At 45.8% G+C, this 11,177-nt stretch carries 9 protein-coding genes; 8 read left to right on the top strand and 1 reads right to left on the bottom strand.

Annotated features, from left to right (window positions below):
* Positions 1 to 179 precede the first annotated feature (179 nt).
* Positions 180 to 665 (top strand): phosphohistidine phosphatase SixA, encoded by a 486-nt coding sequence (gene sixA, locus GKR74_RS06025; RefSeq protein WP_154602913.1) that lies wholly within the window; start codon positions 180 to 182, stop codon positions 663 to 665.
* 42 nt (positions 666 to 707) lie between these two features.
* Here the strand turns inward: sixA and smrB are convergent, their stop codons facing one another.
* The gene (gene smrB / locus GKR74_RS06020) at positions 708 to 1,253 is read right to left on the bottom strand and encodes an endonuclease SmrB (RefSeq protein ID WP_036949350.1); all 546 of its coding nucleotides are present in this window, start codon (positions 1,251 to 1,253) and stop codon (positions 708 to 710) included.
* 266 nt (positions 1,254 to 1,519) lie between these two features.
* Here smrB and hutI point away from each other — a divergent pair, with 266 nt between their 5' ends.
* The 7 genes from hutI to aroC all read left to right on the top strand — a co-directional run bounded on the left by hutI (position 1,520) and on the right by aroC (position 11,154).
* The gene (gene hutI / locus GKR74_RS06015; protein ID WP_154602912.1) at positions 1,520 to 2,755 is read left to right on the top strand and encodes an imidazolonepropionase; all 1,236 of its coding nucleotides are present in this window, start codon (positions 1,520 to 1,522) and stop codon (positions 2,753 to 2,755) included.
* A 256-nt stretch (positions 2,756 to 3,011) separates the two neighbouring features.
* Entirely contained in the window at positions 3,012 to 3,782 is a 771-nt protein-coding gene (gene hutC / locus GKR74_RS06010; protein WP_230089125.1) for a histidine utilization repressor, read from the top strand.
* Positions 3,783 to 4,109: 327 nt separating this feature from the next.
* The gene (gene hutU, locus GKR74_RS06005) at positions 4,110 to 5,789 is read left to right on the top strand and encodes a urocanate hydratase (RefSeq protein WP_336431305.1); all 1,680 of its coding nucleotides are present in this window, start codon (positions 4,110 to 4,112) and stop codon (positions 5,787 to 5,789) included.
* Positions 5,790 to 5,801: 12 nt separating this feature from the next.
* Positions 5,802 to 7,334 carry a histidine ammonia-lyase gene (hutH, locus tag GKR74_RS06000; protein WP_154602911.1) on the top strand — a complete coding sequence of 511 codons (1,533 nt, stop codon included), beginning with the start codon at positions 5,802 to 5,804 and terminating at the stop codon, positions 7,332 to 7,334.
* Between the two features lie 100 nt (positions 7,335 to 7,434).
* Positions 7,435 to 8,823: an amino acid permease gene (locus GKR74_RS05995; RefSeq protein ID WP_154602910.1), complete on the top strand. Its 1,389-nt coding sequence runs from the start codon at positions 7,435 to 7,437 to the stop codon at positions 8,821 to 8,823.
* A 193-nt stretch (positions 8,824 to 9,016) separates the two neighbouring features.
* Positions 9,017 to 9,949: a 50S ribosomal protein L3 N(5)-glutamine methyltransferase gene (gene prmB, locus GKR74_RS05990; protein WP_154602909.1), complete on the top strand. Its 933-nt coding sequence runs from the start codon at positions 9,017 to 9,019 to the stop codon at positions 9,947 to 9,949.
* 116 nt (positions 9,950 to 10,065) lie between these two features.
* Entirely contained in the window at positions 10,066 to 11,154 is a 1,089-nt protein-coding gene (gene aroC, locus GKR74_RS05985; protein WP_108478568.1) for a chorismate synthase, read from the top strand.
* Positions 11,155 to 11,177: the final 23 nt, after the last annotated feature.

Raw genomic sequence — 11,177 nt, 5'->3', positions numbered from 1 at the left:
CAGGTTTTTTTATGGCTGAATAACGAAAAATGTCAGTAAAAAACAATGTAAATCATTTTATTTGCAACGGGTTTGTTGCAGAATCTCTCCTCACCCCAACTGATGGTTATCTTTAACAATAATTATCTTAACAAAAAGACCCGTGTTCTCTTGTGGGACTGCGGCACAGATGGTGGATTATGCAAGTTTATATTATGCGTCACGGCGATGCGGCGATTCAGGCGGCGAGTGATTCAGCAAGACCATTAACCCAAAAGGGAAAAGATGATTCGGTACTGATGGCGAAATGGTTACAAGCCCGTCAACCTCAGATTGATACGGTATTAGTGAGCCCCTATTTACGCGCAGAACAGACATTGCAAGTGATGCGTGATGCATTATCACTACCAGCGCAAGCGCAAATCATGGAAGGGTTAACCCCTGGAGGAAATGCGGATTGGATTGCCTCTCAAATTCGAGATTATGCATTTAGTGGTGCCAAGGCCGTTTTGGTGGTTTCGCACCTGCCACTAGTTGGCTATTTGGTCTCAGAATTATGTCCCCACGAAGCACCGCCAATGTTTACAACATCGACGATTGCATGTGTTGAAGTGGATACTGATCAGATGAAATGCCACTTAGAATGGATGCTTAGCCCATCGCAGATTTCGTTGACTCAATCTTAAGTTTGAGCATCCTAGGTGATGAAAGCTGAACGAAGTGAGTGCTTAACGGCGAGCACTCTCAGTCGTTTCAATTAATAACAGCAGCGAAGCATTGCCACCCCACTCTTTAGGGGCTTGGTGAAAAGCAACGATATCAGGATGTTGGGCAAGCCATAGAGGCGTTTGCTGCTTCAAAATATGCTTACCGTGCCCATGCATGATGCAGGCACAATGGACATTTTCCCGCTTACAGGCCGCAATTAACGCACCAATTTCTTGTTTCGCTTCCATTTGGGTCAACCCATGGAGATCCAGAAATAACTCCGGCACATAGTCCCCACGACGTAATTTTTTCAACTCATACGGGTTAGCATCCGGTCTTAAATAGCGAGTAGGACCTTCATTATCGAGCTGTGGTTGAAATTCATCAGAAAAATAAAACGAAGCATCCACTTGTTCTTGCTGAACTTTCTTACTGGATGGTTGAGTGACTTTCGCACGAATAGGGGCATGCACTATTTGGTCTTGGTGAATTTTCTTAGCACCTTGAATAGCGTCTTTAAAGAGATTGATGTCGCCATCTTCTAAGGCGAATTTATTTTTAGTCATTGTTTATAAATCAATTGTTAATAAATGATGCTTTCTTGGATGGGCAAAACAGGACCCACAAAATGGATTGTAGTGTAACCCATTTTTCCCATGAACGGTTATCATAGAATATTTTTAGCGCTACGTAACAAATTTATAACTTTTACGAGAGTAGACATTGACAACAGACCGATAAGTAGTCTAATTGTATATACATATCTATACGTTTTTATTTGTACCTTTCATATGTGAAGCCGAATCGGGTTTCTGCTGCCATGGGATGATTTATGTTATTTAAAGCACACGCAAATGATGTGATCTGGCGTAACGGGCGGATCGCCACAATGAATACTGAACTTGGAACGGCATACGGGTTACTGGAAAATTACGATTTAATCATTCGTGGTGAGCAGATCATTGCCATTCATCCCAGCGACCAAGTTGATGCTAACGGTTGCCACATTGTTGATGTCGAAGGGCGCTTAATCACGCCGGGATTGATTGATTGCCATACCCACTTAGTGTTTGGCGGTAACCGAGCCGCAGAGTGGGAACAGCGTATGAATGGCGTCTCCTATGAAACGATTAGTGCACAAGGTGGCGGGATCAACTCTACCGTTCGCTCCACGCGAGCCATGAGTGAAGATGAGTTATTTGAGGTGTCGAAACCGCGTTTAGAAGCGTTGATCCGTGAAGGCGTCACCACCGTTGAAATGAAATCGGGCTATGGTTTAGATCTTGCCAACGAAGAAAAACAACTGTCAGTGGCAAAACGATTATTTGCAGCTTATCCGATCGACGTGAGTTCGACATTACTTTCCGCGCATACGGTTCCACCAGAATATAAAGGTAAAGCTGACGATTACATTGACCTTATTTGCGATGAAATTATGCCGCAGCTATGGAAGAAAGGGCTATTTGATGCGGTAGACGTATTCTGTGAAAGTGTTGGCTTTTCTCTTGAACAAAGCGAGAAATTATTCTTAGCAGCGAAAAAATTAGGAATTCCAGTAAAAGGGCATGTGGAGCAACTCTCTAATTTAGGGGGAAGCGAGCTGGTGGCCGAGTTTAACGGGTTATCAGTCGACCATATTGAATACTTAGATCTCCAAGGTATTCAAGCTCTCAAACGCAGTGGAACCGTGGCGGTATTATTACCCGGTGCGTTCTATTTTTTACGTGAAACCAAATTACCGCCAATTGAACTATTACGCGAAAACCAAGTACCCATGGCCATCTCCACAGACTTTAACCCAGGCACTAGCCCATTTGCCTCACTGCGTATGGTGATGAATATGGCGGCGGTATTATTTAGACTAACCCCTGAAGAAATTTGGGCTGGGGTGACTCGCCACGCGGCGAAAGCATTAGGGCGAGAACACAGCCTTGGGCAACTACGCGTCGGCTATCAAGCCAACTTTGTGGTCTGGAATGCCAAGGATCCGGTAGAAATGATTTATGAACAGGGCAGTAATCCATTAAATCAGCGTGTTTACCAAGGAAAAGTCACCCACAAAAATTAATGGTTTATTTGAGTTAAAATAGAAAAGCGTTTCTGATTTTCAGGTTATATACTCTAAATAATTCGAGGTGCAGCTAGGCGACAAGTCAATGAGTCGCTAGGAGCATACATAAGTATGTAACTAGTGCGAATGAGCGTAGTCAATAACGCTGAAATTTGAAGTATGACGAGTATAATACTATTTATTCATAAAGTTCTGATTGCTGCCTAGGGATCTTATCTCCACTATAGGCAGTAATTATTTTGATTAATTTTCAATGTTGACGACTCACACACATTACTTATTTGGAAATAAACGTGACAGCCGAAAAAAACCGAAGCTGAAAACTCCTGTTCCATTGTATTTGCAAGTTAAGCAGTCAATTATTGAAAAAATACAATCAGGAGAGTGGCAAGCCAACGATCGTGTGCCTTCAGAAGCCGAGTTGGTAGTGCAGTTTGATTGTAGCCGAATGACGGCGAACCGAGCCTTGCGGGAACTGACCGCTGAAGGGTTATTGGTGCGTCTTCAAGGGGTTGGCACCTTTGTTGCCGAGCCTAAAGGGCAATCTGCCTTGTTTGAAATCCACAGCATTGAAGATGAGATCCTCGCCAGAAATCACCAATACAGCTGCAAAATTAACAAGTTAGAACAAGTCAGTGCATCAGTGACACTGGCAAAAGAGTTAAATATTTCCCCAGAAACGCCGGTTTATCATTCCGTGATTGTCCATTTGGAGAATGATATTCCAGTACAAATTGAAGACCGTTTTGTGAATGCGCTGGCAGCACCGGATTATCTGGAACAAGACTTTCTGACCATCACTCCCCACGATTATTTATCCCGTGTTGCGCCGCTGACTCAGGGCGAGCATATTGTTGAAGCGGTAGAAGCGGATGACCGCAGTGCCCGGCTTTTGCAAGTGCATGTGGGCGCATCGTGCCTGCAAATTACCCGCCGAACATGGTCACAAAGCCATATCGTGACCAGTACTAAGTTATTGTTTCCCGGTCATCGATATAAACTCAAAGGCAGTTTTTCCTCATAGCGTTTTTCAATTAACGATATTTCATTCTCACACTTATTCTCATCTGAGCGCAGGGCTGTTGGCTGTGCTCATTACCATTCTTGTTAATATCAAATGTAAAATAACTGTGAATTAAATGTGATCTGGTAGGCATATTTAGAATAAAAAAACACCAGTAAAATCAAAGGGTGTTTTTTTATCATATTGTTTTTAATAAATAATATTTATTGCTAGAGTCTATTTTAGTCATCACAATTGTTAAAAAATAAATTGATTGTACATGTATATACAACTATATCTATAAGGAGACGCAATAAGTCAAAAACGCATCTAAGTGAGGGTATATTCGTGACAAAGTTAAATAACAAATATCGTAATATTGAAATTCGAGCACCTCGTGGAACGACCTTAACAGCTAAAAGTTGGCTGACAGAAGCGCCACTGCGCATGTTGATGAACAACCTCGACCCTGACGTAGCAGAAAATCCCCATGAACTTGTGGTTTATGGTGGCATTGGTCGCGCAGCCCGTAACTGGCAATGTTATGACCAAATTGTTGAATCCTTGAAACAGCTAGATAGCGACGAAACCCTGCTGGTGCAATCAGGAAAACCTGTCGGTGTATTCAAAACCCACGAAAACGCGCCCCGCGTATTAATCGCTAACTCCAACCTTGTGCCACATTGGGCGAATTGGGAGCATTTCAACGAATTGGATGCTAAAGGCTTAGCTATGTACGGTCAAATGACGGCAGGAAGCTGGATTTACATCGGTAGCCAAGGGATTGTTCAAGGCACCTATGAAACTTTCGTTGAAGCGGGTCGTCAACATTACAATGGCGACCTCACTGGGCGTTGGGTATTAACCGCCGGTCTAGGTGGAATGGGGGGCGCACAGCCATTAGCAGCAACGTTAGCGGGCGCTTGTTCATTAAATATTGAGTGCCAGCAAAGCCGCATCGATTTCCGTTTAAGAACCCGTTATGTGGATGAACAAGCCACCGATCTGGATGACGCATTAGCGCGCATCAAAAAGTACACCTCAGAAGGCAAAGCTGTTTCTATCGCATTGTGCGCTAACGCGGCTGAAGTGTTACCTGAAATGGTTCGTCGTGGCATTAAACCAGACATGGTTACCGACCAAACCAGCGCTCATGACCCGCTCAATGGCTATCTGCCGATTGGTATGAGTTGGGATGAGTACCGCGAAAAAAGCGTGAAAGACCCACAAGGCACTGCGTTGGCAGCGAAAAAATCCATGGCAGAACATGTGAAAGCAATGCTGGCTTTCCAAGCCCAAGGTATTCCAACATTCGATTACGGTAACAACATTCGTCAAATGGCATTGGAAATGGGCGTTGAACATGCGTTTGACTTCCCTGGGTTTGTTCCAGCCTATATTCGCCCACTATTTTGCCGCGGTGTTGGCCCATTCCGTTGGGTGGCGTTATCTGGGGATCCTGAAGATATCTATAAAACGGATGCCAAAGTGAAAGAATTACTGCCAGACGATAAGCATCTGCATCGTTGGCTAGACATGGCGCATGAACGTATTAGTTTCCAAGGCTTACCAGCACGTATTTGCTGGGTTGGTTTGGGAGATCGCGCCAAATTAGGTTTAGCGTTCAATGAAATGGTCAGAAGTGGCGAAGTTTCTGCACCGATTGTGATTGGTCGTGACCATTTAGATTCAGGCTCGGTAGCGAGTCCAAACCGTGAAACTGAAGCGATGAAAGATGGCTCGGATGCGGTGTCTGATTGGCCGTTACTCAACGCGCTATTAAATACGGCGAGTGGGGCAACGTGGGTATCATTGCATCATGGTGGCGGTGTTGGAATGGGTTTCTCCCAACATTCAGGTGTGGTGATTGTCTGTGATGGTACGGATGCGGCAGCAGAACGTATTGCCCGTGTACTGCACAATGACCCAGCGACAGGCGTGATGCGCCACGCGGATGCGGGCTATGACATTGCTATCGAATGCGCCAAAGAGAAAAACTTAAACTTACCTATGCTAAAAACACGTTAAGGAGTGCCATTGATGACTAAATTAACTATCCATCCAGGGAAAATGACACTCGACGAATTACGCGTTGTCTTCCAAAAGCCAGTGACTGTTGCGTTAGATAAACATGCCCACAGTGTTATCGAAAAAAGCGTTGCGACCGTAAATCAAATCATTGCGGAAGATAAAACCGCATATGGGATCAATACTGGGTTTGGTTTACTCGCTAACACCCGTATTGCTAGCAAAGATCTGCAATCTTTACAGCGCTCGATTGTGATGTCCCATGCGGCTGGTGTTGGTGAGCCATTGGACGATGATCTGGTTCGCTTGATTATGGTATTAAAAATCAACAGCCTTGCGCGCGGTTTTTCAGGTATTCGCTTGGAAGTAATTGAAGCACTGATTGCACTGGTTAACGCACAAGTTTACCCATTCATTCCTGCAAAAGGGTCAGTGGGCGCATCTGGCGACCTAGCACCGCTAGCGCATATGAGCTTGATTTTGATTGGTGAAGGGCAAGCGCGCTTTGAAGGCCAATGGCTACCTGCGAAAAAAGCGTTAGAAAAAGCGGGCTTGAAACCATTAACGTTGGAAGCTAAAGAAGGTTTAGCACTCCTGAATGGCACTCAAACCTCGACCGCGTTTGCGTTAAAAGGCTTGTTTGCGGCGGAAAATCTGCTGTTATCTGGCATTGTGTGTGGGGCGTTAAGCGTGGAAGCGACATTAGGTTCACGCAAGCCATTTGATGCGCGAGTCCAAGAAGTTCGCGGTCAAAAAGGCCAAATCGATGTGGCGGCGTTATTCCGTGATGTATTATCACCAAGCAGCGAATTGTCCCAATCTCACGCAAATTGCTCGAAAGTTCAAGACCCATATTCATTACGCTGCCAGCCTCAAGTGATGGGTGCCTGCTTAACGCAAATCCGTCAAGCGGCAGAAGTGATTTTAATTGAATCTAATGCGGTATCCGATAACCCGCTGGTGTTTACTGATAATGGCGACATTATTTCTGGCGGTAACTTCCATGCGGAGCCAGTTGCCATGGCGTCGGACAATATCGCGCTGGCATTAGCCGAAATTGGTGCATTATCAGAGCGCCGTATTGCGATGTTGATGGATACGCACATGTCCCAATTACCGCCATTCTTAGTTAACAATGGTGGCGTAAACTCCGGCTTTATGATTGCACAGGTGACGGCAGCCGCATTAGCCAGTGAAAACAAAGCATTAGCGCATCCATCTAGTGTGGATAGCTTACCAACATCCGCCAACCAAGAAGACCACGTTTCCATGGCACCAGCAGCAGGTCGCCGTTTATGGGAAATGGCGAAAAACGTGACAGGCATTTTAGCCATTGAGTGGTTATCTGCGTGTCAGGGAATGGATTTCCGCGATGGTTTGAAATCGAGCGAAAAACTGGAAAAAGCCCGTAAAACCCTGCGTGATAAAGTGGCGTATTACGATAAAGACCGTTATTTCGCACCGGATATCGAGGCGGCTATCTCGCTGATTGATCAACATAAACTTGCCACGTTGTTTGCAGCAAACTCGGTTTTTCATTCATAAAAACCAGCAGTTCCTATAAGTAAGTGTTTTAGAAGCAGCCGACTATGTATCGGCTGCGAATTCTCTTCGAAACGACTGATAAAAATACGAAGGACACAACATGCAAAGCACATCACAACTTGCGCGTGGGCTTTCTGCGCGCCACATCCGATTTATGGCCCTCGGTTCAGCAATAGGAACGGGGTTATTCTATGGTTCAGCCAAAGCTATTGAGACTGCCGGCCCGGCCGTTTTACTGGCTTATATTATTGGGGGCGCCGCTGTTTTTATGGTGATGCGCGCGCTCGGTGAAATGGCGGTTCGCAGCCCATTGGCAGGGTCATTCTCCCAATATGCTAGCCACTATTTAGGTCCGCGAGCGGGTTTTTTCACCGGCTGGACATATGTTTTTGAAATGCTAATTGTCTGCTTGGCTGATGTCACGGCATTTGGGGTCTATATGAAATTATGGTTCCCTGATGTGGCTCAGTGGATTTGGGTGCTCAGTATTATCTGCTTTATCGGTGCCATTAACCTGTGCCACGTAAAAACATTCGGCGAAATGGAATTTTGGTTGTCGATAGTGAAAGTGGGGGCGATTGTCGCTATGATCGTCGGCGGTGCGGCCATTATGATGTTTGGTTTCGGTCAAGCTGCTGAACATGCGGTTGGGGTATCAAACCTATTTGACCATGGCGGGTTTATGCCAAATGGCATAGGAGGGGTGATCGCGTCATTTGCGGTAGTGATGTTTGCCTTTGGTGGAATTGAAGTCATCGGGATCACGGCGAGCGAAGCCAAAAACCCAGAAGTGACTATTCCAAAAGCCATTAATGCGGTGCCTGTACGTATCTTACTGTTCTACGTATTAACGCTGTTTGTACTGATGTGCATCTACCCATGGAACCAAATTGGCCAAAATGGCAGCCCGTTTGTACAGATTTTTGATAGTTTAGGCATTTCAGCTGCGGCGAATATCTTGAACGTGGTGGTGATCACCGCCGCCATTTCGGCAATTAACAGTGACATTTTTGGTGCAGGTCGCATGATGTATGGCATGGCTCATGAAGGGCAGGCGCCTAAATCATTCACTAAGTTAACCAAAAATGGGGTGCCATGGATGACCGTCTTAGTCATGGTGCTGGTGCTGTTTATTGGTGTGGTACTGAACTATGTGATCCCCGAAGATGTGTTCTTAGTGATCGCCTCAATTGCTACGTTTGCCACGATTTGGGTCTGGTTAATGATTTTACTGGCGCAATTTGCTATGCGCCGTAAGATGACGCCAGAGCAAGTTCAGCAATTGAAATTCCCAGTGCCGATGTGGCCAGTTGCGCCTATCCTTGCAATTGCCTTTATGGTATTTATTTTCGGTGTATTAGGTTATTTCGAAAGTACCCGAATTGCACTGTATGTGGGTATCGGTTGGTTGTTGTTACTCACCATTGCTTATGCGGTATGGGTAAAAAAACCGGAAGAAACCGAGAAAGAAGTCGAAGAATTAGCGTAACGTTTTTAATATCATGATAGACACTGCGCCCTTGATGAAAATCCGGGGCGCGGTTATTTTTAGCGCCAAAATGCGCAAACAAGTGCTTATCTGCGTATTTTCTTACATTAATCTGCTGATTTGTCTTTCACTTCGTGGCAAACTTTAGCCATTCAAATTTTCCCTTTTAATCCACAGGCAGGAGAATCCCTTCTTGGAAAAGATCTTCGTTGATGAAGCCGTCGCAGAACTTCATACCATTCAAGACATTTTACGTTGGACCATGAGCCGCTTTAATGCTGCCAATATCTATTATGGTCACGGCACCGATAACCCATGGGATGAAGCTTTACAGTTAGTTTTGCCAAGCCTGTATTTACCGCTGGATTTACCGGATGAGCTACTAACTTCGCGTCTGACTCCAACGGAGCGTCACCGCATTATTGAGCGTGTATTACGTCGTATCAATGACCGCATTCCAGTTGCCTATCTGACCAACAGCTCGTGGTTCTGTGGACATGAATTCTATGTGGATGAGCGCGTGTTGATTCCACGCTCGCCAATTGGTGAGCTGATTAACAACCATTTTGTGGGCTTATTATCTGATGAACCACAAACCATCCTCGACCTGTGCACGGGAAGTGGCTGCATTGCGATTGCCTGCGCCCATGAATTCCCTGAAGCGGAAGTCGATGCAGTTGATATCTCTACGGATGTCTTGGCTGTGACGGAGCAAAACATTGCGAATCACGGTTTAGAGCACCGCGTGATCCCAATTCGTTCTGACCTATTCCGTGATATGCCAGACGTTAAATATGACCTGATCGTTACCAATCCACCGTATGTGGATGCAGAAGATATGGACGATCTGCCGCAAGAGTTCCGTGTCGAGCCTGAGCTGGCGCTGGCAGCCGGTAGCGATGGTCTGAAACTGGTTCGCCGCATTCTCGCTAATGCTCCACGCTTCTTAACCGAAGAGGGAATTTTAGTGTGCGAAGTGGGTAACAGCATGGTGCATCTGATTGAGCAATATCCAGATATTCCATTTATCTGGTTAGATTTCGAATTTGGTGGTGATGGTGTGTTTATGTTAACCCGCGAACAGTTGGTTGAACATCACGAGCACTTTGCTCTTTATATTGATTAATATATTAATTAATAAAGAGTTGCGTTACTCGGCATAATCAAATAAAACATAATAATTACGCATAACATCATATTTCTTAACAAGTATAAGAATCGCAAGCAAATAGGAAACAGGGAATGGCTGGAAATTCAATTGGGCAACTGTTTCGTGTGACCACCTTTGGAGAGTCACACGGGCTAGCATTAGGCTGCATTGTTGACGGTGTTCCGCCGGGACTCGCACTGACAGAAGCAGATTTACAAATCGACTTAGATCGCCGTCGTCCGGGCACATCGCGCTATACTACGGCGCGTCGTGAACCCGACCAAGTGAAAATTCTATCGGGAGTTTTCAACGGAGTGACGACAGGCACCAGTATCGGTCTATTAATTGAAAATACCGATCAGCGTTCCCAAGACTATGGTGCGATTAAAGACGTGTTCCGTCCAGGGCACGCCGATTACACGTATGAACAGAAATATGGCCTGCGCGATTATCGCGGTGGCGGGCGTTCATCCGCCCGTGAAACAGCGATGCGTGTTGCTGCGGGTGCCATTGCCAAGAAATACCTGCAAGAGAAATTCGGGATTCAAATTCGCGCATGTTTGACCCAAATGGGCAGCGTAGAGTGTGAAATTAAAGATTGGTCGATTGTCGAAGAAAACCCATTCTTCTGCCCTGATCCGAGCAAATTGGATGCCCTTGATGAGCTGCTACGTGGCTTGAAAAAAGAGGGTGACTCCATCGGTGCGAAAGTCACCGTTGTAGCTGAAAATGTCCCAGCGGGTTTAGGTGAGCCAGTCTTTGACCGCCTAGATGCGGATATCGCCCATGCGCTGATGAGCATTAATGCGGTAAAAGGCGTAGAAATTGGCGATGGTTTTGGTGTGGTGAGCTTAAAAGGCAGTGAGAACCGCGATGAAATCACCCGCCACGGTTTTACGTCTAACCACGCCGGTGGAATTTTAGGGGGCATTAGCAGTAGCCAGCCAATTATTGCCCATATCGCCATGAAACCGACCTCTAGCATTACCGTTTCAGGGAAAACCTTGAATCGTGATGGTGAAGAAGTTGAGATGATCACCAAAGGTCGCCATGACCCTTGTGTGGGTATTCGCGCGGTGCCTATCGCGGAAGCGATGATGGCAATTGTGCTGATGGATCACTTCTTGCGTCACCGCGGGCAGTGTGCGGATGTTGTGCCAGCAGTGGCGCCATTCGAATAAATCATTGACGTTTTTCAGTGGAT

It is taken from the genome of Providencia sp. wls1914, assembly GCF_009706645.1.
Taxonomy (GTDB): domain Bacteria; phylum Pseudomonadota; class Gammaproteobacteria; order Enterobacterales; family Enterobacteriaceae; genus Providencia; species Providencia zhijiangensis.
This window is presented reverse-complemented; position numbering and strand designations above follow the sequence as displayed.

What these genes read in the sequence shown, in the direction of transcription:
- sixA (WP_154602913.1), top strand. Translation starts at nt 180, where the DNA reads ATGCAAGTTTATATTATGCGTCACGGCGATGCGGCGATTCAGGCGGCG.
- smrB (WP_036949350.1), bottom strand. Translation starts at nt 1,253, where the DNA reads ATGACTAAAAATAAATTCGCCTTAGAAGATGGCGACATCAATCTCTTT.
- hutI (WP_154602912.1), top strand. Translation starts at nt 1,520, where the DNA reads ATGTTATTTAAAGCACACGCAAATGATGTGATCTGGCGTAACGGGCGG.
- hutC (WP_230089125.1), top strand. Translation starts at nt 3,012, where the DNA reads ATGTTGACGACTCACACACATTACTTATTTGGAAATAAACGTGACAGC.
- hutH (WP_154602911.1), top strand. Translation starts at nt 5,802, where the DNA reads ATGACTAAATTAACTATCCATCCAGGGAAAATGACACTCGACGAATTA.
- GKR74_RS05995 (WP_154602910.1), top strand. Translation starts at nt 7,435, where the DNA reads ATGCAAAGCACATCACAACTTGCGCGTGGGCTTTCTGCGCGCCACATC.
- aroC (WP_108478568.1), top strand. Translation starts at nt 10,066, where the DNA reads ATGGCTGGAAATTCAATTGGGCAACTGTTTCGTGTGACCACCTTTGGA.